The 25,430-nt window shown below is 30.7% G+C and carries 22 protein-coding genes and 1 riboswitch; of the genes, 20 read left to right on the top strand and 2 right to left on the bottom strand.

What is annotated here, in order from left to right; translation table 11 throughout:
* Positions 1-29: 29 nt before the first annotated feature.
* The 8 genes from B5X81_RS04520 (at position 30) to B5X81_RS04555 (ending at position 9,092) form a co-directional block, all read left to right on the top strand.
* Complete coding sequence (locus B5X81_RS04520; protein ID WP_079489728.1) at positions 30-623, top strand: DUF3841 domain-containing protein; 594 nt, start codon at positions 30-32, stop codon at positions 621-623.
* 19 nt (positions 624-642) lie between these two features.
* Positions 643-1,206, top strand: coding sequence for a DUF3841 domain-containing protein (locus tag B5X81_RS04525; RefSeq protein ID WP_170917279.1), 564 nt, complete (start codon positions 643-645; stop codon positions 1,204-1,206).
* A gap of 21 nt (positions 1,207-1,227) precedes the next feature.
* Positions 1,228-2,541, top strand: coding sequence for an amidohydrolase (locus tag B5X81_RS04530; protein WP_079489731.1), 1,314 nt, complete (start codon positions 1,228-1,230; stop codon positions 2,539-2,541).
* A gap of 204 nt (positions 2,542-2,745) precedes the next feature.
* A complete protein-coding gene (locus B5X81_RS04535) occupies positions 2,746-3,849 on the top strand; it encodes an LCP family protein (RefSeq protein WP_079489732.1) in 1,104 nt (367 codons plus the stop codon).
* Positions 3,850-4,119: 270 nt separating this feature from the next.
* Positions 4,120-5,502 carry a pyridoxal-phosphate dependent enzyme gene (locus B5X81_RS04540; RefSeq protein ID WP_079489734.1) on the top strand — a complete coding sequence of 461 codons (1,383 nt, stop codon included), beginning with the start codon at positions 4,120-4,122 and terminating at the stop codon, positions 5,500-5,502.
* A 351-nt stretch (positions 5,503-5,853) separates the two neighbouring features.
* The gene (locus B5X81_RS04545; protein WP_208984989.1) at positions 5,854-6,888 is read left to right on the top strand and encodes an ABC transporter substrate-binding protein; all 1,035 of its coding nucleotides are present in this window, start codon (positions 5,854-5,856) and stop codon (positions 6,886-6,888) included.
* A gap of 157 nt (positions 6,889-7,045) precedes the next feature.
* Positions 7,046-7,897, top strand: coding sequence for an ABC transporter permease (locus B5X81_RS04550; protein WP_079489735.1), 852 nt, complete (start codon positions 7,046-7,048; stop codon positions 7,895-7,897).
* Positions 7,898-7,919: 22 nt separating this feature from the next.
* Positions 7,920-9,092, top strand: a complete 1,173-nt coding sequence (locus B5X81_RS04555; RefSeq protein WP_079489737.1) for a quaternary amine ABC transporter ATP-binding protein — start codon at positions 7,920-7,922, stop codon at positions 9,090-9,092.
* A 297-nt stretch (positions 9,093-9,389) separates the two neighbouring features.
* Here B5X81_RS04555 and B5X81_RS04560 read toward each other — a convergent pair whose 3' ends face one another.
* Entirely contained in the window at positions 9,390-10,007 is a 618-nt protein-coding gene (locus B5X81_RS04560) for a TrkA C-terminal domain-containing protein (protein ID WP_079489738.1), read from the bottom strand.
* A 516-nt stretch (positions 10,008-10,523) separates the two neighbouring features.
* On the opposite strand from B5X81_RS04560, the gene B5X81_RS04565 reads away from it, so the two are divergent.
* The 5 genes from B5X81_RS04565 (at position 10,524) to B5X81_RS04585 (ending at position 16,295) form a co-directional block, all read left to right on the top strand.
* Positions 10,524-11,534, top strand: coding sequence for a D-alanine--D-alanine ligase family protein (locus B5X81_RS04565; RefSeq protein ID WP_079489740.1), 1,011 nt, complete (start codon positions 10,524-10,526; stop codon positions 11,532-11,534).
* Positions 11,535-11,560: 26 nt separating this feature from the next.
* On the top strand, positions 11,561-12,679 hold the full coding sequence (locus B5X81_RS04570) for an ABC transporter ATP-binding protein (RefSeq protein WP_079489741.1): 1,119 nt from the start codon (positions 11,561-11,563) through the stop codon (positions 12,677-12,679).
* A 62-nt stretch (positions 12,680-12,741) separates the two neighbouring features.
* The gene (locus B5X81_RS04575; protein ID WP_079489743.1) at positions 12,742-13,389 is read left to right on the top strand and encodes an ABC transporter permease; all 648 of its coding nucleotides are present in this window, start codon (positions 12,742-12,744) and stop codon (positions 13,387-13,389) included.
* A gap of 58 nt (positions 13,390-13,447) precedes the next feature.
* Positions 13,448-14,335, top strand: a complete 888-nt coding sequence (locus tag B5X81_RS04580) for an ABC transporter substrate-binding protein (RefSeq protein WP_079489744.1) — start codon at positions 13,448-13,450, stop codon at positions 14,333-14,335.
* 183 nt (positions 14,336-14,518) lie between these two features.
* Positions 14,519-14,622: riboswitch (purine riboswitch) on the top strand.
* 257 nt (positions 14,623-14,879) lie between these two features.
* The gene (locus B5X81_RS04585) at positions 14,880-16,295 is read left to right on the top strand and encodes an NAD(P)/FAD-dependent oxidoreductase (RefSeq protein ID WP_334293301.1); all 1,416 of its coding nucleotides are present in this window, start codon (positions 14,880-14,882) and stop codon (positions 16,293-16,295) included.
* Between the two features lie 119 nt (positions 16,296-16,414).
* Here the strand turns inward: B5X81_RS04585 and B5X81_RS04590 are convergent, their stop codons facing one another.
* The gene (locus B5X81_RS04590; protein WP_079489747.1) at positions 16,415-17,299 is read right to left on the bottom strand and encodes a DMT family transporter; all 885 of its coding nucleotides are present in this window, start codon (positions 17,297-17,299) and stop codon (positions 16,415-16,417) included.
* Positions 17,300-17,434: 135 nt separating this feature from the next.
* On the opposite strand from B5X81_RS04590, the gene B5X81_RS04595 reads away from it, so the two are divergent.
* The 7 genes from B5X81_RS04595 (at position 17,435) to B5X81_RS04625 (ending at position 25,395) form a co-directional block, all read left to right on the top strand.
* The gene (locus B5X81_RS04595; RefSeq protein ID WP_079489749.1) at positions 17,435-17,905 is read left to right on the top strand and encodes a metallophosphoesterase family protein; all 471 of its coding nucleotides are present in this window, start codon (positions 17,435-17,437) and stop codon (positions 17,903-17,905) included.
* A gap of 133 nt (positions 17,906-18,038) precedes the next feature.
* Positions 18,039-19,073 carry a LacI family DNA-binding transcriptional regulator gene (locus B5X81_RS04600; RefSeq protein ID WP_079489750.1) on the top strand — a complete coding sequence of 345 codons (1,035 nt, stop codon included), beginning with the start codon at positions 18,039-18,041 and terminating at the stop codon, positions 19,071-19,073.
* A 333-nt stretch (positions 19,074-19,406) separates the two neighbouring features.
* Positions 19,407-20,426 carry a BMP family ABC transporter substrate-binding protein gene (locus B5X81_RS04605; protein WP_170917281.1) on the top strand — a complete coding sequence of 340 codons (1,020 nt, stop codon included), beginning with the start codon at positions 19,407-19,409 and terminating at the stop codon, positions 20,424-20,426.
* A 90-nt stretch (positions 20,427-20,516) separates the two neighbouring features.
* Positions 20,517-22,055, top strand: coding sequence for an ABC transporter ATP-binding protein (locus B5X81_RS04610; protein ID WP_079489754.1), 1,539 nt, complete (start codon positions 20,517-20,519; stop codon positions 22,053-22,055).
* A gap of 105 nt (positions 22,056-22,160) precedes the next feature.
* Entirely contained in the window at positions 22,161-23,219 is a 1,059-nt protein-coding gene (locus B5X81_RS04615; protein WP_079489755.1) for an ABC transporter permease, read from the top strand.
* A 3-nt stretch (positions 23,220-23,222) separates the two neighbouring features.
* Positions 23,223-24,146 (top strand): ABC transporter permease, encoded by a 924-nt coding sequence (locus B5X81_RS04620; protein WP_079489757.1) that lies wholly within the window; start codon positions 23,223-23,225, stop codon positions 24,144-24,146.
* 22 nt (positions 24,147-24,168) lie between these two features.
* Positions 24,169-25,395 carry an amidohydrolase family protein gene (locus tag B5X81_RS04625; protein ID WP_079489758.1) on the top strand — a complete coding sequence of 409 codons (1,227 nt, stop codon included), beginning with the start codon at positions 24,169-24,171 and terminating at the stop codon, positions 25,393-25,395.
* Positions 25,396-25,430: the final 35 nt, after the last annotated feature.

Below are 25,430 nucleotides of genomic sequence, written 5' to 3' on the forward strand. Positions count from 1 at the left end.
ATATATTAACATGGAAGGGGAAGATTTGCATGGGTGATAAATATAACACAGACAAAATTAAACTTTGGACTAGACAAAATAAGGAAATATTGAATGATTTAGAGAAATATGGTGTATATAGAGTTAAAGAAGAATATATAAAGCAAAAGCTTGATACAATTACTCCCTTTTACCTTAAGGCATATAAATGGTATGCCAAAAAAGCCTCAAATATTGTTGAAAAACCAGAAGGTGCTGAATACCCCATTTGGTTATCTACAACAAATAATATGATGCTTCAACCTACAAAGGATACGGTAGTTTTAGAACTAGAGGTAGATAAAAAACATGTTGTGATCACAGATCAGGAAAAGTGGGGCTATGTGATAAATTATTGGTATGTTCCATTAGATAGAGAAGATGAAAAAGTACATAATAAAGAGCTTGAAAAGTTTGGTATTTCAGATGAGTCAGAACTATTTATGACCCACAAAGGAAATTTTTATCCTTTACTACGAGATAAGATAAAGAAGAGCTGGGACAGATTGTTTGATAATAATATTAGATTATGTAATTTAACTCAAGGGACATTGTGGGAAATAAAAAAAGAATGGATAAGAAATATCATTTACTTCAAAGAATAAAGTTATGGGAGGTAAAGTTATGGGTAAAGATACTATTAAACTTTGGACTTGTCAGCAAAGAATAGTTTTGGATACTATAATGAATAATGGAGTATATCATGTGAAAAGGGAATATGTGACTAAGAAATATAAGGAAGTTTCAAAGATTTTTCTTACTGCATACAATTGGTTTGTTGCAAATGCACAGAATATAGTACAGCGTCCTCAAGGCGCAGAATTTCCCATTTGGACATGGGCTGATCCTAAATATGTTCAGCATTTTGATAAAGCAGTTATTTTAGCAATAGAAGTAGAAAGAAACAAAGCAATATTGTTTGATAGTGGAAAGTGGAATAAAATATTAAATCTTTCTTATATACCTAAGGATAAAAAGGATAGCGAAGGTTTTAAAAAAGAGCTGGAAAGATATAATATAACAGATGATTCTGAGGCATATATGAGCAATTTTTATCCTCAATTAAAATCGAAGATTAGAAAAAGCTGGAGTAGGTTATTTGATGAAAACATAGAGATTTCAGGGGCCATCAGGGCTGCTCTTTGGGAGATAAGAAAAGAATGGGTAATTGATATTATAGAAAAATAATTAATATAGGGGGAATTTCAAATGAAAGAAAAAGTAATAAAATTTGTAGATACTATAGGAGAAAAAATAATAGCGTATAGAAGGGATTTTCATAAATATCCTGAAGTGGGTTGGACAGAGTTTAGAACCTCATCAATTATAGCAAGGAAATTAAATGAATTAGGATTTAAGATAAAGCTTGGTAAGGATATCTTAAAGGATGAAGAGAGAATGGGGTTACCTTCAGAGGAAGAATTAGATCATCATTATTATAGGGCATTGGATCAAGGAGCCGATGAAGAATTTATAAGACCTTTAAAGGGTGGCTTTACGGGAGTTGTTGGAACTCTAGATTTAGGAGATGGACCTGTTATTGCTCTTAGATTTGATATTGATGCCCTTAAAATCCCTGAACATGAGGGTGAGGACCATTTACCCTATAAATTAAAATTTTCTTCAGTAAATGATAATATAATGCATGCTTGTGGACATGATTGTCATGCTGCAATTGGATTAGGAGTTGCAGAAACACTTTCAAGGTTTAAGGAAAAAATAGATGGTGTGGGTAAAATAAAATTGATTTTTCAACCGGCTGAAGAAGGTGTTAGAGGAGCCAAGGCCATGGTTAAATCAGGAATTTTAGATGATGTAGATTATATTATTGGCTCCCATATAGGACTGATATCTTTAAGTTCAGGAGCTCTAGTTTGTGGCACTAATGGTTTTATGGCGACTACAAAATTTGATGTTTATTTTAAAGGCTTGGCATCCCATGCAGGAGGAGCACCTAATGAAGGCAAGAACTCTATGATGGCAGCCTGTACAGCTGTATTAAATCTAAATTCTATGCCCCGGCATAAGGATGGAGGCAGTAGAATAAATGTAGGAACTTTGGTATCTGGTACAGATAGAAATATAATCCCTGAAAATAGCTTCATGAAAATCGAAACAAGGGGAGAAACTACTGATATTAATGATTATTATAAAGAATATGCCCTAAGAATTATTAAGGCTTCAGCTGAAATGCATAATGTAGACTTTAAAATAGAATATATGGGTGAAGCTTTAAGCGGAGTTTGTAGTCAGGAGCTAGTAAATAGAGTGAAAAATATAGGCATTAGCTTAGATTGTTTTAATAATGTAATAGACATATCCAATGAAACAGGAGGAAGCGAAGATTTTACATATATGATGAATAGAGTACAAAAAAATGGAGGACAAGGTGTTTATTTTACTGTTGGAACCAATATCAAAGCAGGACATCATAATTCCAAATTTGATGTTAATGAAAGAGATTTAATAAAAGCAGTTAAACTATTTGTTATATTGACTATTGATATTTTAAAAAATCATTAATTTTAAATGACAAACTTGTTTATTTTTGAAATTTTTAAATATATAGGATTTATATGGTAAAATTTATCAGTCTTTAAAGTTGTTTATCTTTATATTTAAAATAAGATGTGTTGAATTGAGTTTATAGGTAAAATTCAATTTGATATGTCTTTTTTTATTTTGATATGACAAAGATAAATATATTTCTACAAATTAAAATTTCATATGGGAAAAAATTCATCATATATCAAGAGAAAAACTACAAAAAATAAGAGAAAGAAAGAGGGTGAAAATATAAATAATTTTAAAACAGTTATATATATAACAGTATTAATTGTGATAATACTATCTATTTCCTCATTTAATTATCTAAACAATACAGAAGTTTTTAAAGCAAATCATATTGAACTCGTTGATTCAGTTGAATATCCTCCATATATAGATATTGATGTTGTAACATCGGAGGATATTAAAGAAAGAATCAGAATCGATAATAGGATGCAAGCTAAGAAGAAAAGAGATGAGAGAAATAGAGAAAAGGAAGAAGAGAAGAAAAAAGAAAAAGTTGAGCATATACTTTTAATAGGAATTGATAGTAGAACCAATGATTTTAAATATGCTAGAGCAGATACAATAATAATAGCTTCAATAAATGAGAATAAAAAACAGGTGAATTTGACATCAATAATGAGAGATACTTATGTAAAGATTCCTGGACATAAAAACAATAGAATTAATGCAGCCTATGCTTTTGGTGGCGGGAAGCTGCTGAAGGAAACAATTAATGAAAATTTTAATTTGAATATTGATAAGTATATAGTTATAAATTTTCAAGGATTCGAAAGGGTTATAGATATTTTAGATGGAATAGATGTGAACATTAAAAAATATGAGGTAAAAGAATTAAATAGATGTTTAACAGGACTAGGGAGGAGCAAAAGCTATTATATAAATCAAAGCGGTGTCAATCATTTAAATGGTATGCAGGCCCTTGCATATTGTAGGATAAGAAAGGTTGGGAAGGGAGACTACGAAAGAACGGAAAGGCAAAGGAAAGTAATAAAGGTAATTATTGAAAAAATTAGAAGTATGAACTTTTCCGACTATCCTAAAATAATAGCAAATATATATCCTAGTGTTAAAACAAATATGACTAGTAAAGAATGTTTAAAGCTAATATATAATTATTATAATATAAGTGATTGGATAGTAGAAAGCATGCAAATACCTACAAATGAATGCGGAAAACCTAGAATAATTAATTCAATGTGGGTAATTGATCCCGATTTAGAGGAATGTATTAAATGTATCAAAGAGTTTATATACTAAGGATGAGCAGCTCCAAAGTAAAATAAATTTAGCTGAAAGAATGAAGGCTTCTACATTCTTTCAGCTAAATTTATTTTAAGTGATATGGCAATACTATAGTTAAATGTACTGTGGAGGAAAGAGTGCTAACAATTTATGTATAAATTTCAATTCAAAACTGTAATAATAATAAAGAATAAAAAAATCATAGTATTACAATTTGACAAGAAATTTGACAACTTGTATAATTATTTTAAGTTGTCAAAAAATATTTTAAAAGGAGGCTAAAATTTGAATAATGAAATTATAAAAAACAGAGTTGGAAAAACTCCCTTAGTAAGGGCTAAAAAACTTGAGCAAGAATTTGATGTAGGAAAGATATATTTAAAATTAGAAGGAAATAATCCCGGTAAAAGTAGAGCTGACCGTTTAGCTTATATGATTATTAAAGATGCTATTGCTTTTAATAAGAAAACTATTTGTCTGGGGATGATAGTAGATTTAGCTAAATCTCTTGCTTTTCTTTGTGAATATTATAATATTAAATGTATTTTCGTCTTTCCTGAAAAAAGTAAATGGCTAAAGAACAAGAAATTTCAAAAAAAGAATATTGAGTTAATTGGATATGGAAAGAGGGAAGCAGATAGTATAAGATATAGCAATAATTTGTCAAAACAAAATAATTATTATAATGCTAACCTGGGATTAGAAAATAATATTTTAAATATGACGGCACTTTCACAAATAAGTGAAGAATTAGTACGTCAAGTAAAAGAGCCTATTGATTCTGTATTTATTCAAATGAGTTATGGTTTTTCAATATCTGGAATTAATTTAGGATTTAGAAAACTTTGGATGAAGGATGAAATCTCTAATATTCCAGCTCTTTATAGCTGCACTATAGAAGCGGGAAATGTAATATATGATAAATATAAAGAAACTAGAGGAATTTTAAACGATTTTAAGCCAGTAAAGAGGACAAAGTATAATAAGTATGTAAGAATTGGTCAGAGTAAAATGATGCAGAATGTATTAGATGCTGTTTTTGATACAAATGGTACTATTATAGGAATAGAAGAAGCTGAACTAGTATCAAATGTAAAATACTTTAAAGATTTTGAAAAAATTAAATTATCAATAGAAAACGCCTATTCATTGGCAGGATTTATTAAAAAAGCTAAAGAAGATGGGCTTAAATATGGAAATCATGTAATTCTATTAAACGATGGACATATAGACTTAGAAATCGAAAAAATGGAAGATATGGATGACATTACAATTGACCAGTTAGTTAATTGGATTGACAGTTGGATGATGGAATATACAGACCCTATAGATGAAATACGTGAAGCTGTAACTAATGCCATGGAAACAGGATTTGTTTTATTAGCTGTAATAGATAATAAAGTAGTAGGGATAACAGTTATTATAAATTCAGGGTTTGAAACCTTTATTCCTACATATCATTTAGCCTATATAGCCACAAATAAAAATGTAAAAGGGCGAGGTATTGCCACTCAATTGTTACAAAGAGCAATTGATTTGAGTAATGGGAATATTTCACTACATGTTGAAAAGGAAAATAAAAAAGCTATTAAACTATATGAAAAGATGGGACTTAGAAAAAGCTATGTTAGAATGATACATCAGACGTGGCAAGGCGAAACAAAGTAAAAGGCTAATTTGTACATTTCAAACTTTAATAAATTTTTAAATATTAGTTTGTCTACATATAAAAAATAAATTGAAATGAATTTAAAAGAAAAAGTTTACATCTAACAACTTATATGATATACTAAAGTAGTTAAGTTGACAACTTACTTATAATAATAAGTTGTCAAAAAAGCTTGATTTATATCATATATTGTTTTTTTATATTCTATTCATATCATATATGGCTATATTAATATTTATTATTTAAAGCCTTTCGAAGCTAAATACCCTATTAGAATAGAAGTACATAGCTTTAATTTATCCTTAATATTATTATTTGAATAATATAAAACTTTATAGGAGGGGATTTTATTGAAAAGATTTAAGAAAAATAGTCTTATTTTTTTGGCGTTAATATTTATAGTTACTATGTCATTGATGGCATGTGGACAACCAAGTGAAAATGATGGACAAGCAGATAAAAATAATAAAAAGGACACTATAGTTTTTGCCGATGCTGGATGGGATAGTATTAGATTCCATAATTCAGTTGCTGGTATAATTGTTAAAGAAGGACTTGGATATGATACAGATGTTATACCGGGAACCACTGCTGCAACATTTTTAGGCTTTAGACAAGGACAAATAGATGTATATATGGAAGCATGGCAGGATAATATTATAGAGCAATATACAGAAGCTATAGAAAAGGAAGAGATAGTTCCAGTTACAACTAATTTCGATGATAACTCTCAAGGCCTATATGTTCCAACATATGTAATAAAAGGTGATGAGGAAAGAGGAATTGAACCTATGGCTCCTGAACTTAAAACAGTAAAGGATTTAGCAAAATATCCAGAAATCTTTACAGATCCAGAAGATAATAAAAAGGGGAGAATATATGGAGCTCCTTCATCTTGGTCAGTAAGTGAAATTGTTAAAACTAAAGTTCAAAATTATGGATTAAGTGAAAAATATAATGTGTTTGATCCTGGTTCAGACACTTCATTGGCCACTTCTTTAGCTAGTGCTATAGATAAAGGTGAGCCTTGGGTAGGATATTATTGGGATCCTACTTGGGTGACAGGGAAATATGATTTAACCCTATTAGAAGATGAGCCCTTCGATGAGGAGAAATGGGAAGATGGATATAGATGTGAATTTAAACCTGTAGATGTTACGGTATGTGTTACTAGTGATTTAGAAAATACCGCTCCCGATGTTGTAGAATTCTTGAAAAACTATACAACAAGCTCTGCATTAACTGCTGAAGCTTTGGCTTATATACAAGAAAATAATGCCACTGCCGATGATGCCGCTGAATGGTTTTTAAAAGAACATGAAGAGGTATGGACTAAGTGGGTGTCAGAAGAAGTTGTTCAAAAAGTAAAAGAAGCAATAAAATAATATAGTGAAACAATGTCAAAGATAGATTTATAGATTGTTTCACTATAGAAAGTTAAAATGTGAAAATAACTAAAGTATAAAAATATAAGTACAAATAAAATATTTAATATTTTATTTGTACTTTATTTTAAAACTTAAATGAAATGAGGGAAATAGAATGTTTGAATTTCCAGATAATCTTAGATTTAAAATAGGAATTTATGTAGAAAATTTTGTTGAATGGTTAACAGAAAATTTTTCTTTTGTTTTTGACAGTATACAAGCCGGAGTTCTTTGGTTTTTATTAAAAGTTCAATCAGCATTGTTAATTGTTCCTTGGATTGTTGTTGTTATTCTTATTTTTCTATTAGGTTGGAAGGCTAAAAATTGGAAATATGGATTGACATTTGGACTTATGGTATTTTTAATAGGAACTTTTGGATTATGGGATGAAATGATGTTAACATTGGCAATTGTCCTTACTTCAGTAATAATTTCATTGGTTTTTGGGATACCAGTTGGCATACTAATAGCTTACAAGAAAAGAGCAGAATCTATCATAACCCCAATACTAGATGCTATGCAGACAATGCCTAGCTTCGTATATTTAATACCTGCTATAATGTTATTTGATCTTGGTACTGTTCCAGCAGTGTTTGCGACAACAATATATGCTCTTCCCCCTGTTATTAGACTTACAAATTTAGCAATACAAAGAGTATCTAAAGAAATGGTTGAAGCATCTAATTCATTTGGAGCTTCACCATGGCAGACCCTAATAAAAGTAGAATTACCCCAGGCTCTTCCTACTATTATGGCAGGAATAAATCAAACAACTATGATGGCAATGTCTATGGTTGTTGTAACATCCATGATTGGTGCCAAGGGACTTGGTATGAATGTTATGGTTGCCATTAATAGAATTGATATAGCAATGGGATTTGAAGCTGGTATTAGCATAGTATTTCTTGCAATTATTATTGACAGGTTAACCCAAGGGGTAGCCGATAGATTTAAATATCCAGAATAAAAGGGATAGAAGGTGAGAATATATGAGCGTAAAAATAAAGGTTGAAAATCTATCTAAGATATTTGGTAAGAGTCCTAAAAAAATATTAAAGAATTTAGAAGCAGGAATGAAAAAGGATGAAATTTTAAAGAAGACAGGACATGCTGTAGGTGTTAATAATGTAAGTTTTGAAGTTAATGATGGAGAGATTTTCGTCATAATGGGACTTTCTGGTAGTGGGAAGTCTACTTTAATTCGTTGTCTTAATTTACTTAATAGACCTACAAATGGAAAAATATTTGTGGATAATGAAAACATTGTAGAATACAGTAAGGCTGAACTTCAAAAATTCAGGCAAGAAAAGATTGCAATGGTGTTTCAGCATTTTGGATTGTTTAATCATAGAACTGTAATTGGAAATATAGAATATGGATTAGAAATAAAGGGAATTCCTAAAATGGAAAGATATAAAATTGCTAAAGAAGCCCTAGAAATTGTAGGGCTTAAGGGGTGGGAAGATAGTATGATATTTGAGCTTAGTGGAGGTATGCAGCAAAGGGTAGGTCTTGCTAGAGCCCTTGCTAATTCTCCAGAAATATTACTAATGGATGAACCCTTTAGCGCACTAGACCCTTTGATTCGCAGAGATATGCATCTTGAACTTTTAGATATTCAATCCAAAATAAAAAAGACAATCATTTTTATTACCCATGATGTTAATGAAGCCTTTAAACTAGGAGACAGAGTGGCCGTTATGAAGGATGGACAAATAGTTCAAATTGGTACACCGGAAGAAATCCTTAGTAATCCTTCAAATGAATATATAGAAGATTTTGTTAAGGATATAGATAGAACAAAGGTTTTAAGGGCAAAACATGTTATGAAGAAAGTAGGAGTAGTGGCATCAATCAAAGATTCTCCGAAAGTTGCTATAAGACATATGGAAGATGTAGGAATATCCAGTATTTTTGTGGTTGGAAAATCAAGGGAAGTTCTTGGAATAGTGACTATTGATGATTGTTTAGAAGCAATTAAGGAAAAGCAGTCTTTAAAAGACATACTAAGGGATGATTTTATTACTACTGATGAGGAAACCTATGTACAAGATCTTATACCAATGGCAGTAATTAGCAAGTTTCCTATAGTTGTAGTTGATGAAAATAAAAAACTGTCAGGTATAATACTAAGAGTATCTGTTTTATCATCACTAGTATAAGGGAATAAGTGCAATTAAATATTATAAATTTATACAAAAGTCCAATTTCTAAATTAATTTAGAAATTGGCTTTTGCAGTATAATTAGATTTAATATTTTTCTAAAAAGAATGATTTGAGCAAATTGCATAATTACCTTCTGTAAAAACTATCTACTACATATAGTTTTAAAATCTCCAAAGACATATCATATATATTATGCAATTCTGCCAAGTTAGAATTATGTAATTTCCTCACCGAAATATTTAAAGTTAGAACTTGGAATTTAAAACGGTAAAAGTATTTATAAAGTTTTTTGCTAAGGTGTTATAAATTTTTCAACATTATGCCATACTCCATCGTTTCCTACGAAAACAATAGTATCATTGTCTTTAAAGTCAAAATTAGGACCTGGAGATACTACGAGATAGCCATCGCGCTTTATACCTAAGATAGTTGCTTTTGTGTTTTGCCAAAATTTAGTATTGGCAATGGTTTTCCCTATGATGGGACTATTGTTGGGGATTTTCAATTCCAAAGGATATATTAATCCGATATTTCTTAATTCAGTAGAATATTCAATTATTTCTTCAATTTTTTCTTCGATCTGTTTTTCAATTTGCTTTTTTTGATTTAATAAATCACTAGTTTCATCCTTTAATTTTAAAATACTATTTTTAGTATCAAAATTTTGAATAAAAGAATAAGCTTGTTCTTTACTAATTATTGAAATTCCGCTTTTCTCAGTTACTTCTACAACATTCATCTCCTTGAGTAAAGCAATGGAACGTCTAATAGTTTCTGGTGATACACTATATTTACTTGCTAGAGTAGAGCGTCCACTGACTTTACTTCCTTCTTTTAAATCGTTGTTATATATGCTATAAGCAATATCCAATGCTATTTTTAAGTATTTCGGTATAGTATATTTTTTCATATATTAATTCTCCTTTATGTTAATATAAAAATTTTAACAGAACATGTATAGATATATCAAGGGGAAAAGCAAAAAGTTTACAACTGACAACTTGTATGTTATAATGTTGTAGTCAAAAGTTGGCAACTCTAAAAATAATTAAAGTTGTCAATATCTAATTAAGTTTATTATACTCTTTATGACCATGAAAATGCAATCCCATAAATCATATATTATATAATTGTTCCCAAATAAAAATTATGCAATTATCTAAGATGATAAGATATAAAAAAATCTACATAATTTATGGTGGAAAAAATATTTGTTTTGGCAAATATTAAAGTGAGGAAATTTAAACATTTGGTTTTCTATAGTGAAATGATGCCAAATTTGAATTTGTTTCACTATAAAATTATCAACATTTTATCTAACGAGCTGGACAATTTCTTGAGTTTAATATTTATAATATTCTATTTAATAAATAGTTTACTAATTATTATGATATGTATATTATAAAAAACCGTGGGGGGAGATTGTATGAAATTTAGAATAGGTGTTATTTACGATAAGTTACAAGTACAGATTAGTGATACGGAAGAGGAAAAATGTGCATATGAACAAGAAATACAAACTAAAGAAATAATATCTAAAATACTTAAAGACAGATATGATGTTATTGAGATTGAAGCAAATAGACAAATCATTCAAACTTTAATTAAAAGTAAAATTGATTTAGCATTTCCTTTATGTACAGGAATCAGAGGCGAAAGTAGACAATCGCAAATTCCAGCAATTCTAGAAATGTTGCAAATACCATATATAGGTTCTGGAATTTTAGGTCATGCTCTAGCTTTGAATAAGTCTGCTGCAAAACAAATTTTTGACTATAATCATATTTTAACACCTTCTTTTCAAATATTTTATACTTCAAAGGAGAGATTGAATTCTGATTTAAGGTTTCCACTAATTGTAAAACCCTCTTGTGAAGGTTCAGGTTTTGGTATTCATAAAGACAATGTTGTACATAATGAAGATGAACTTATCTTGAAAATAGATAACTTGTTAAGTGAATATCGTCCACCTGTGTTGGTTGAGGAGTTTATAGAAGGTAGAGAACTTACGGTAGGTGTTATTGGGAATGGAAATAAAAAGAGGATTCTACCGATTATGGAGATTAATTTTGATAATATACCGAAAGAATTTGGAAATTTTTATACCTTTGAAGTTAAATCAAAACTAAGCGATAAAACAAAATATATATGTCCTGCTCCAATTTCTTTAAAAACAAGAAAAATTATAGAAAAAAATGTGAATAAAGCTTTTGATGTACTTGGGTGTAAAGATATTGCAAGAGTAGATATAAGATTGAAGGGAGATAAGCCATTTGTACTGGAAATTAATAGCTTGCCAGGACTAAAACCAATTTATAGTGATCTGCCTAAAATGGCTTCGAAAGCAGGAATGTCCTATGAAGATTTGATATTTGAAATTGTAGAAACAGCAATAGAAAGAATAACAATAGGAAAGATAAGAAAAAAAATTAGCTAATAGTATATGGAATAAGGAGGTTGTACATGATAAAGTTTGAAAATGTATCAAAGGTCTTTGAAGATGGTTTTCAGGCATTAAAAAGCATAAATCTAGAAGTAAAGGAAGGAGAACTTCTGGTTTTAATAGGGCCTAGTGGAAGCGGAAAAACTACCACCATGAAAATGATAAATAGACTTATTGATCCTACAGAAGGAGAAATTCATATTAATGATACTTTAGTTCAAGACCAAGATCCAGTGGAATTAAGAAGGGATATTGGTTATGTAATTCAGCAGATTGGATTGTTTCCACATATGACTATTGCTGAAAATGTGGCCCTGGTACCTAAATTGAAGAAGGAAGATTCAAAAAAATATATGAAAAAGGTCGATGAGTTATTGGAGATGGTAGGTCTTTCACCAGAAGTTTATAGAGAAAGATATCCAAATGAACTTAGTGGTGGACAACAACAAAGGGTAGGAGTTATTAGAGCTCTGGCAGCAGACCCATCTATAATATTAATGGATGAACCCTATAGTGCCTTGGACCCTATTAGTAGAGAACAATTACAGGATGACTTGGTAGAATTACAAGAAAAAATTAAAAAAACCATTGTATTTGTTACTCACGACATGGATGAAGCCCTTAAAATCGCCGACAGAATATGTATTATGAAGGATGGAGAAATTGTTCAGCTAGATACTCCTGAAAAAATACTTAGACATCCTAAGAATGAATTTGTTAAAAACTTTATAGGAGAAGATAGATTGAGTACATTTTATAATCTTCCACCATTGGAAGAAGCCCTTAATAAAGCCATTACAGCTAGACCTAATAAAGGATTGGCAGAATCTATTAAAAGGATGAGGAAGCATAGAGTAGATAGCTTAGTGATTGTAGATAAAGAACAAAAATATTTAGGAATTGTTACTGCTTGGGATGTGCATAAACATTATAAAGAAGAAAATTATACTTTAGGAGATATTATAGATAATAAAATATCAGTACTTGGAATAAATGATAAATTTGAAGATGCTGTAGAGCTCATAAATAATGCCGAGCTTGGGTATCTCCCAGTAATAGATTATGATAATAAACTTAAGGGAGTTTTAACAAAGGGTAGTATAATGGAAGTTCTAGCAGATGAGTTCTTAGACATATAAAGATAACCAACTCTAAAGTATTATAAATTTTAATGCTGGTTATCTATAGAAGGAGGCAATATATGAATAATTCTTTTCAAGCATTTACAGAAACTATTGTTAACAGATGGCCAAGGATTTTAGATTCTTTAGGTCAGCATATGAATTTAACATTGATATCCTTGGGCTTAGCTATAATTATAGCAGTACCCTTGGGAATTTTTCTAACAAGGCATAGAAAACTAGCTGATGTGATTATTGGAATTGCAGCAGTTTTTCAGACAATTCCTAGTTTGGCTCTTTTAGGATTTATGATACCAGTACTAGGTATTGGTTTTACACCTGCTGTTGTTGCATTAACCGTATATGGACTATTACCGATACTTAGAAATACATATACTGGTATTGTGGGGGTAGACCAGGGAGCCATAGAAGCAGGTAAAGGAATGGGAATGACCACATTTCAAATACTTTTTATGGTAGAAATTCCGTTATCTTTAAGTATTATTATGGCTGGTGTTAGAACTGCAACAGTTATGATTATAGGTGTGGCCACCCTTGCTTCATTGGTAGGAGCAGGAGGTTTAGGTGATCTAATTTTTAGAGGAATTTCTTCAGTAAATGCTAATTTAATATTAGCAGGAGCTATTCCAGCAGCCGTATTGGCTATTTTATTTGACAATTTATTAAAGTTTTTTGAGTTTAAGCTTACCCCAAGGGGGATGAGATAATAGTGAAAATCTTTAAATAGCTCACTTAGAAAACAGACAAAATTTGAGGAGTGATTTGGTGAAGAAAGCAGTAGTATTATTCATATCCCTGATAATGGTATTTTCACTTGCAGGGTGTAGTGGAGAAACTGATAAAACAGTTGTCGTTGGTGGAAAGGATTTTACAGAACAAGATATTCTAGTACAATTGGTTTCAGAGTTGATTGAAGCTAATACTGATATTAAAGTAGATAGAAAAGCTTATCTAGGCGGTTCAAGTGTAGTTGCAGAGTCAATTGAAACAGGAGATATAGATATCTATGTAGAATATACTGGTACTGCTCTTATGAGTGTATTAGGTGAGGAGAAAATGAATGATCCTGATGAGGTATATGACCTTGTTAAAGAGAGATATGAAAAAGAAAAAAATATAAAATGGCTAAATCCTTTAGGATTTAATAATACATTTGCAATTACAATGAAGAAATCAAAAGCAAATGAAATGGGAATAAAAACCTTAACTGATTTAGGAAAGAAATCAAATGAACTTCTATTTGCTTCAACCCAAGAGTTTCTTGAAAGAGCTGATGGTTATGAAGTGTTTAAAGAGGTTTATAATGTAAACTTTAAAGATGTAAAAGGAATGGATCCAGGTCTTTGTTATACTGCAGTTAAAGAAGATGAAGTAGATGTAAATGTTTCATTTGCTACTGATGGAAGAATCCCGGCCTTTGATTTAGTTGTTCTTGAAGATGATAAAAATTTCTTTCCTCCATACTATGCTTCTACATTAGTTAGAATAGACACATTAGAAAAATATCCTGAATTGGAAGAGGTTTTAAATTCATTAGTAGGAAAAATAACTGACGATGAAATGGCCAAGCTAAATGCACAAGTAGCTATTGATCAAAAAGATCCAGTAGTTGTTGCTAAAGATTGGTTGAAGGAAAATGGTTTAATTGAGTAGTATATAGATTTTAAAGTTATTTATTTTTAAATAAGTTAATGCCTAAAGATTTGGTCATTAGCTTATTTTTTATATGTTTTAAGCAATTTCTTCAGTCGAATATTTATTATATTATAGGAAAGTATATTGAAATTTTAAGTAAGATGAGTTATAATTTTATTGTAAAACGAACTATTACATAAAAAATATATATAAATGTTCACTTGTATAAATCTGGCAATATGGGCTAGATGTTTCTATCTAACTACCGTAAATAGTTGCGGACTATAAGTGTTCTATACTTATTAACAGTACATTTTTCATGCCTCTCAGTCCTGTTTTTTTATAATAAATTATGGTGTAAGGAAAATATATAATATTCGTATTTGAACCATATTTTATTTAGGGTTTTTCTTTATTGAGCAAATTGTATAATTACCTTCTTAAAAAATCATTTGCTAAATATAGTTTTGAAATCTTCAAAGCTATACCATATGTATTATGGAACTAGCCAAGTTGAAGTTATGCAATTTCCTCTATTAATATTTTAATTGATTTAAGGGAGATGGTGATTTTGAAGTACGATGTAATAATAGTAGGAGCAGGTCCAGCAGGTATTTTTACAGCTTTAGAATTAGTTAGACAAGAGACTGACAAGAAGATTTTAATTGTTGAAAAAGGAAAAAGTATAGATAAGAGATATTGTCCTAAGGAAAAAACTAAGGAATGTGTTTTATGCAAACCATATTGTCATATAACAACAGGATTTTCCGGGGCAGGAGCTTTTTCTGATGGTAAATTGTCTTTGAGCCATGAAGTTGGAGGTGATTTACCCAAAATAATTGGTAAAGAAAAGACTCAAGATTTAATTAATTATACAGATGAAATTTATCTTAAGTTTGGAGCAGATCCAAAGGTAGAAGGATTGGAGAATAACGAAGCAATTAAAGAAATAAGAAGAAAAGCAATTGAAGCAGGGCTTAAGTTAGTTGATTGTCCTATTAGACATTTAGGTACCGAGAAGGCACAAGATATATATTTCAAAATACAAAATTATCTTTTGGATTCTAAAGTAGAAATTAAGTTTGATACAGTTGTTACAGATATAGTTATAGAAGAGGGATCAGTAAAGGCAGTAAAAGTAGTTGATTCAAAAACTAAAAATAATGAGAAGATTCTAAAGGGAGATAAAATAATTATTGCCACTGGACGAATGGGAGCAGATTGGCTAAAGAACATGTGTGTAAAGCATGAGATTGATCATGTTGCTGGAACTGTAGATATTGGGGTTAGGGTTGAAGTTAGAAATGAAATAATGGAAAAAGTTAATAATGTTCTTTATGAATCAAAGCTCATAGGGTATCCAGAACCCTTTAGAAATAAAGTTAGAACTTTTTGTCAAAATCCTGGAGGCTTTGTTAGTCAAGAGAATTATGATGATGATTTAGCTATAGTAAATGGTCATTCATACAAAGATAAAAAATCCAATAATACAAACTTAGCTATACTTAGCTCTCATAACTTTTCAGAGCCTTTTAACCAACCTATAGAATACGGAAAAAAAGTGGCTAAGCTTGTTAATATGCTAGGCAATGGTAGAATATTGGTTCAAAGATTTGGAGATATATTAGATGGAAAAAGAACCTGGCAGAATGAATTAGATAGGTCAAATGTAAAACCTACATTGCCCGATGCAGTGGCTGGAGATATAACATCTGCAATTCCATATAGACCTATGATGAATATTATAAATTTTATTAAAGCAATGAATACTGTTGTACCAGGCTTTGCAAGTAGAGAAACATTATTATACGGTCCTGAAATAAAGTTTTATAGTAATAAAATAAATCTAGATAAAGTCTTTGAAACTAATATAAAGGGGCTTCACTGCTTGGGTGATTCCAGCGGTTGGACAAGGGGGCTAATGATGGCCTCTGTTATGGGTGTATTGATGGGAAGGATTATTTCTAAAGAAAATTAAATATAGTTAAAGGATCCTTGGTTCTATTAGAACAAGGATCCTTTTGTTACATAGAAGTTCAATGTATAGTTGAAAAATTTTATTTTCATATATCTCCCATAATTTATGGTTTAAGTATATCATATACTTTCAGATGTGTTTTCAGTAGTTTGAATAAATTTATATATACCTAAAAGAATTACAGTTCCACCAAGAATTTGCCATATACTAGGGAATTCTTTAAAGAAAAGTATTGCCCAAAGGGTGGCAAAAACAGGTTCTCCCAACATAACCGTTGATACAAAAGCAGGGTTTAGATATTCTAAAGACCAATTAAAAATACTATGTCCTAAAATTGTACAGAATACCGCCAATGATAGAAAAAGAAGCCAATCTAGTTTTGGGTAGGGATACAAAGGTGTATTTGTTATTAAGCTAAGTATAAACAAGGTTATTGTAGAACTGGAATAAACTATAAAAGTATAGCTATTAACGGATAATTCCTGACGTGCAACTCTTCCAATCATTATGTATCCAGCAACACAAAAGCCTCCTAATACAGCAAGAAAATCTCCATATATCATAGTATCTCCTATAGATGAATTTCCAAGGGAAATTATTATCATGCCTATTAATGTAATAACTATAGTTATTATAGACCTTTTAGAGATTTTTTCTTTAAGTATCAAAACACTGCCTATAACAATAAAAATTGGGTGGGTATTTACCAATAAAGTAGAACTTGCTATAGAAGTATGATTTATTGATTCAATCCATGTTGCAAAATGGAAGGCTAAAAATATACCACTTAATAAACAGATTAAAAGATTCTTTATAGAAATACCTTTAATTTCATTGAGGTTCTTCATTAATACATAGGGAAGAAGAATTAAACTGGTAAATCCAAGTCTATAGGTGGCAATTGCCAAGGATGGTGCTGAAGATATTTTAGTAAATATAGAACCGAAGGATACAAAAACTACACCAATCAAAATAATAAACCTAGCATTTATTTCTTTATTCATAATAACCCCCAGAGTAAATTTATAAATACATTATATAAGATATGGTTGAAAAATACTATAGATTAATATTGAAATCTTAATTATTGATTTTACATTCTATGGACAAATTATAATTAAAAGATAGGAGAGATATTTATGAAGAAAAAAATAGGACTTATATCTGATACCCACGGTTTAGTTAGGGAAGAAGCCCTAGAGGCTTTAAAAGATTGTGATTTAATAATTCATGCCGGGGATATTGGGAAAATTGAAGTGATTGATGCACTAAAAAAAATTGCTCCTACTTATGCAATAAAGGGTAATATTGACAGAGATAAATGGACAGAAAAATTTCCGAAAACCAGAGTTGTTAAAATAGGCAATATGAGTATATATGTAATCCACAATATAAAAAAATTAGATATCAACCCTAAAGAAGAAGGATTTGATATAGTAGTTTATGGTCATTCCCATAAATATAAAAAATATATTGAAAATGATATATTATATATTAATCCCGGTGGAGCAGGACAAAGAAGGTTTAATCTGCCAGTGACTGTGGCTGTATTATATGTTTTTCAAGGAATGAAGGAAGTAGAATTTATTAATCTTAGCCCATTGTGTTAGTAAATAATTAGATTTAATTTTTAAAAAATTTTATTTTGAAGAAATATTTTGACAAAATATTCAGAATGAAATATAATAAGGATAAAAGAAAAGGTTTTCTATATAAAATATATGTATAAAGGAGAGGCTATATTTGGGAAAGGTAACAATAAAAGATGTAGCTAAAAGAGCTGGAGTTTGTGTGGCTACTGTATCGAGAGTATTGAATAATAATTATCCTGTTAAAGAGAAAACAAAAAATAAGGTTTTGGAAGCAATCCAAGAGTTACAATATCAACCTAATGATATTGCTAGAAGTTTAAAAAATAATAAGACAAATACAATAGGTGTTATAGTGGCAGACATATCTAATGCGTATTTTATGCAGATTGCAAAGGGAATAGAAAACGTTATCCAAGAAAAGGGATATAATTTAATTATTTCTAGTACTGATGAGAATCCATTAAAAGAAATAGAAATCTTAGATATGCTTAGTCAGAAAAGGGTAGATGCAATCATCATATCTTCATGTAATAATGATGGTACTTTTATAGAAAGATTAATTAAGCGAGGGTTACCTGTTGTACTTATCGATAGAAGGATCAAAGGTTTAACAGCAGATATTATAGTTGAAGACAATTATGTTGCAGCATATGATTTGGTAAGTCAATTAATAGCTAAAGGGCACAAACGTATTTCAATTGTCAATGGTTCCAATTTTGTTAGCTCTGGTCAAGAGAGATTTGAAGGGTATAAAAAGGCTTTAGAGGATAACTGCTTAAAGATAAGGAATGAGTATATCTTTCAAGGAGAGTTTAGGAAAGAAGTTGCTTATACTAAGATTAAGAAGATGTTAGAAACTATGGATAAAGATGAACTGCCAACAGCTATATTTGCAGCAAACAATCTAATGGCAGAAGGGGTTATGGCTGCTTTATTTGAAAAAAATATTAATATTCCAGAAGATATATCTTTAGTTTCATTTGGAGAATTAAGTACACCTGAATTGATTAAACCAAGATTAACGGTGGTTTCTCAAAAAGCTTTTTCTATTGGTCAAAAAGCTGGAGAACTAGCTATACAGCGAATAGATGAAGACGGTAATTTGAATAGAAAAAATTATAAAGAAATTGTAATGGTTTCTGATATATATAATGGAGAATCGGTAAAAACATTAAATGATGTTTAGATATTTTCATATTTTTTTATCAGAAAAAGATAACGTTTTCTAAAAATTTGTATAGGCTTAGTTTATAAAGGTGCTAATATATTTATAAAAAATCTATTGAAAAGGAGTTGAATTATAAAATTAACTGAGGGAATTGCATAATTACCTTTTGCAGAGACTAAATACTATAGATATTTCAGCAAAATAGTTAATTTATACACATCAAAAATCTCTAGAAACATCAGATATTTTGATATGCATAGATTATTTCGATGAGAAGTATAAAATTTCAGTAAATATAAAAGAAAAATATATTAGTCCTTTGTCTAAAAATAAAATAAAGGAGAGATGAATATGAAAAAAAGAATTACAAAAGTAGTGAGCTTGTTCTTAATTTTTTCCATATTACTAGTTGGATGTTCAACTTCTAACACACAAAATGATACATCACAAAATGAAACCTCAGACGAAAAAAGTGAATTTAAAGCTGCAGTATTAACCATAAGAAAGCTTACAACCCCTGCTGATTTAAATACCCTAGATGGGATTAACAAATTAAAAGATGAACTCGGTATAGATATTAAGATAGTTGAATGTATAGAGATTTCCGAATATAAAGAGCAGGTTCAGGCATTGAGTGAGGAAGGTTATGATGTAATTTATTTTATTTATGATAACTTTTTAGAAGCAGTAGAGGAAATTGCACCAAATTATCCTGACACAAAATATATTGGATTATGGATTGATAAGCCAGATCACAATTTAGCAAATTTCAAGCCATTATTCTTTAGACCAGAACAAGGAGCATTTTTATCGGGGGTAGTTGCTGCATTAACTACTGAAACAAATCAAGTAGGATTTATAGGTGGAGGAATAAACCCAGGTATTTTGACATTTTTAGCTGGATATGAAGCCGGTATAAAATATATTGATCCTGACGTAGAATTAGCGGTTTCTTGGGCGGGAACTTTCGAAGACCCTTTAAAGGGAAAAGAATTGGGAACCAGCTTATATGGTAGAGGAGTAGATGTTATTTTCCAAGTAGCTAATCAGACGGGGTTAGGTGTTATTCATTCAGCAAAAGAACAGAATAAGTATGCAATAGGTGTTGATGTAGATCAATCTGATTTAGCACCTGGAAATGTTGTTGCATCTTGCTTGCTTGATCATGGATATGCAACATATGACTCTATTAAACAAGCTTATGAAGGTAATTTTAATACTGAACAAGTATACTATGGACTTAAGGAAGGTATGAATGTTGTGGCTATACCAGACTTTGTCTCACAGGATGTAAAAGATAAAGTAAAAGAAATAGAAGAAAAAATAATAAATGGAGAAATAACAATACCTAAAACTACAGAAACACGTTAAAAAATATTTGTACACTTCATGCAATTGGAAAGCATTGCATGAAGTGTAGTTATAACAATTATTTATTAATAGGTAAGAGGGGTTGGTATAATGGAAAAACCAATATTACATTTAAGAAATATTACAAAAATATTTCCACATCCTGAAAAACCAATTATAGCTAATGACCATGTTAACTTTAGCGTGAGTAAAGGGGAGATACACGCTATTGTAGGAGAAAATGGGACCGGGAAAAGTACTTTAATGAATATACTATATGGTATTCATCAGCCTAATGAAGGAGAAATTATATTAAATGGACAAGCTATACATTTAAAAAATCCAAGACAAGCCATTGAACATGGAATTGGGATGGTTCATCAACACTTTATGCTAATACCGTCATTTACAGTTGCTGAAAACTTAGTATTCGGTTTTGAACCAAAGAAAGGGTTGTTAGTAGATGTTAATAAAGCCAATAGAATAGCCAGTAAAATATCTGAAAAATACGGTTTGGAAATAGATCCAAAACAAAGGATTCAAGAATGTTCATTAAGCATGCAGCAAAGAGTTGAAATATTAAAGGTTTTATATCATGGAGCAAATATTCTTATTTTTGATGAACCTACGGCAGTATTAACACCTCAGGAAGCAAATGAGCTATTTAAAGCTTTCAAGGAATTGAAGGATGATGGGAAAACTATAATTTTCATTACACATAAACTAAAAGAAGTAATGGCCATTGCTGATCGTGCTACCGTAATGAGAAAGGGAAAAGTTGTAGATGTAGTAAATATATCAGATACTTCTACAGATGAATTGGCAGCAATGATGGTTGGAAGGAAAATATCCATCGGTACAAGGAAAAATATAATTAAGAATGATGTAAACAATGAAGCTATTTTAGAAGTGAAAAATTTAAAATGCCTAGATAATAAAAACAGCTTAAAGCTAAAAGGAATTTCCCTGACATTAAAACCAGGAGAAATTTTAGGAATTGCTGGAGTTGGTGGAAATGGACAAAGTGAATTGGTAGAGTGCATAAATGGTTTAGGTGAGGGGATTGTTGAAGGGCAAATTTCATATAAAGGTATGGACATTACAAATTATGATACACATAAAATTAGAGATCTTGGTATAGGTCATATAACCGGTGAGAGATATATTAGAGGAGTATGTAAAAGTGCAGATATATATGAAAATATAATAATGGGTGCCCATAAACGTGCTCCATGGTCATCTAAGCATTTTGTAAATACTAAAAACTTAGAAAAATTAGTTGATGACTTAATTGAAACCTATAGTATTAAAACTTCCTCAAAAAATTCTTTAATAATGAATTTATCGGGAGGAAATGTACAAAAATGCATACTGGCAAGAGAACTTAATCTAGCAAAAGAAATAATTGTGGCAGAAGAACCAACTAGAGGTGTTGATATAGGAGCAATTGAATTTATTCATGCTCAGCTTATTAAAAAAAGTCAAGAGGGTTATGGAATTGTATTAGTTTCAACTGATTTAGATGAAATAATATCATTAAGCAGTAGAATATTAGTTATGTTTGATGGGAAATTTGTTGGAGAAGTTACACCGGATGAAGACTCTTTAGAAAAAAAAGTTGGATTACTAATGGCTGGAATTTCATTATAAAGATGAGTAGCTATAAACTAAAGTTTTTACTTAAATTCCTATAGTGAAGAAATATGAAATTTTAATTTGGCTATCTATATATAGAATTAAACGGAGGAGGTAAATATGCGCAAAGAATTACGAGAATCTCTATTGAGATTATTAATAGCCTTTGGAGTAGCATTAATTGTAAGCAGTGTATTTATTCTATCTACTGGAGAGAACCCATTATTGGCTTATATTCAGCTTTTAAAAGGTGCTTTTGTTGGCAAGCTTAATATTGTTACAACTTTAAGATGGAGTGTACCGTATATAATAACAGGGGTTGCAGCAGCAATAGCTTTTAGAGCGGGTATGTTTAACTTGGGAATAGATGGATGTGTTTATTTAGGAGGATTGACAGCTGCTTTAATTGGAACATATGTAAAAGGATTGCCTCTATTACTTCATATTTTATTAGCTGTATTTGCAGCTATGTTTGTTGGTGCTTTATGGTTATACATTCCTGCTAAGTTACGTGCCTACCATGGCGTTAATGAGGTAATAACAACATGGATGCTAAGTTATACTGCTATATTATTATGTCAATTTTTAGTAGGTGAAATTTTTCAGGATCCTAATGATTTATCCCAAGCAGCTCAACAAGTTAGAACATCCTATATCCAGGAAACAGCAAAATTATCTCAATTGTTTCCTCCGTATCAATTAAATGCTTCAATTTTTATTGCAATTGGTTTAATTATTTTATTTTATATTTTTGTTAAAAGAACAACCCATGGATATGAACATACAATTGTTGGAGAAGCTCCAGATTTTGCCCAATATGGCGGTGTTGATGTTGCAAAAACACGATTTTATTCAATAGTTGTAAGTGGTGCAGTTGGAGCTTTAGCAGGTGCCACTGAAATTTTAGGAGTACATTATAGATATATACATGGTTTTTCAAATGAACTTGGATCAAGTGGTATTTTAGTAGCCTTAATGGGAAGGTTAAACCCATTAGGAATTCCATTGTCTGGAATTTTTATGGGTGCCATGCAAAATGGGGCAAGGGGTATGTCAAGGACAAGCAATGTTTCATTGGATACAGTAAGAATTATGATTGCGGTAGTTGTAATTTGCATAACGGCAGATGGGCTTTATGAGTTATTAAAAGTTAAAAGCAAAGTAAGAGAGGAGGAGTAAACTGTGCTTAATATAATCTTAAATTCTAATACATTTATAACAGGTATTAATCTTGCTACACCAATCCTCCTAGCTGCTTTAGGCGGTGTTGTTTGTAATAAAACAGGAAATTTCAATATTGCATTAGAAGGATTTATGTTAATAGGAGCTTTTTCGGGTTTGATGGGAAGCTATTTTTTTAATAGTGCTGCTGCAGGAGTATTTTTAGCAATTTTGATAACGGTATTCTTTGCGTTATTATATGGATTATTTTGTATTACATTTAGGGCTAATGAAATTATTGTAGGATTTGGATTTAATATGTTTGCCATAGCAATTACTGGATGGCTTATAGAACCTATATTTGGAGGAAAAGGTTCCTTTTATGATCCTTCTATATCAATATTAAATCCAATAAAATTACCTATAATTAGTCAAATACCTATCTTAAATAAATTATTGAGCAATTATAACATAATAGTGTATATATCCTGGATTCTTATTTTTGCTCTATATATAATGATGTATCGTACATCTTTAGGCTATAAATTAAGAGCTTTAGGAGAAAATCCTGGATCCTTAAGAGCTAACGGATTAAACATACCTAAATATTCTTATTTGGCACAAGTGATTGTGGGAATAACTTGTGGCTTAGCAGGTGCTTTTTTGTCAATAGGAAACCTTGGGATGTTTACTGAAAATATGTCTGCTGGGAGAGGAGTAATTGCTGTAACAGCTGTAATCTTTAGTAATGCATATTTACCAATTACTGCTTTAGCTAGTTTGCTCTTTGGTTTTGCAAATAGTATTGCCATACAACTGCAAGGCTTGGGTTTTCCAACTCAGTTTATTGAGATGATTCCCTATGTCTTAACAATTTTAATGCTTCTACCATCGGCATTTAAGAAAAAAAGGTTATTAAAGAAAAAAATTAATAGTTACAAGTAAATTAATTTTAGGAGGTATAGTGATGACTATTTTTATTAAAAGCAAGTTACTAATTGATGGCACAGGTAGAGAACCTATTGAAAATGGTATTGTTGTTGTAGAAGATAATAGAATTGTAGAACTTGGAGATTCAAATAGTATAGAAATACCTTTAGATTCGGAAATTATTGATTGTAGTGAAGAGATAGTATTGCCGGGATTGATTGATTCCCATTTACATGCAGGGGAGGATTCAAATAGAGAAGAATCGGTTTTAGGACAGCATGAAAAACCTGATGCATTAAGGGCTTTAAGAGGTTATTTATCATTGCAAAAGGATATTAAAGCTGGAGTAACAACAGTAAGATTATTAGGTGATGGAAAGGGATGCATAGATAAGATTATTAGAGACGCAATAAATTCTGGAGAAATTACAGGACCAAGGGTATTAGCAGCTGTTCAAGCAATTCGTCCAACCCATGGTACTGGTGGGCAGATTGGAGTAGCTGCTGATGGAGTTGATCAGGTAAGATATTATACCCGTAAAGCTATTTCTCTTGGAGCTGATGTAATAAAATTATTTGTCTCAAATATTTCTAGAGGAGAGACATATTTGGATTACTTACGTGGAGATCTTACTGGAGTTCCTGCATTTACAAAGGATGAAATTGCAGTAGCAGTAGAAGAAGCCCATAGAGCGGGGTTAAAAGTTGCAGTGCATTGCATAGGAGGACAGGCTTTAAGGTGGTCTTTAGAAGCAGGGGTTGATTCTATTGAACATGGCAATCTTATAGAAGAAGATGATATTCCTCTATTTTTAAGTACAGGAGCCTTTTTAAGCGATCCAAATCTTCACTTGTTTTTTGATAAAAAAATAGGGTTTGAAAGCGAGGGAAATAAGACTCATAAGTGGGATGATTTACCTAAATGGTGGCATGAAAAAGTAAGAAAATCCAGAGAACAAACAAGAAGAGTGATGTCAAAGGCATTAAAGGCAGGAGTGAAATTTGCTTTGGCCACTGACTTAAACCATGGAGGTCTTTGGAAAGAAGCAAAATATTTTGTAGAGGAAATAGGAGCTAGTCCAATGGAAGCTATTCTTGCTATTACCAAAAACGGCGCTGAAAATTGTGGTTTAGAGAAAGAAATTGGAACGTTAGAAAAAGGGAAATTAGCAGATATTATTTCTGTTAAGGGAAACCCATTGGAAAATATAGAAAATCTAAAGAATGTTAGTCTAGTTATGAAAGATGGAGTAATAATAAAATAGTATATCTTTAGCTTAATGTGAATTTTTTAGGAGGA

This window comes from Maledivibacter halophilus, assembly GCF_900167445.1.
GTDB classification, from domain to species: Bacteria; Bacillota; Clostridia; order Peptostreptococcales; family Caminicellaceae; genus Maledivibacter; species Maledivibacter halophilus.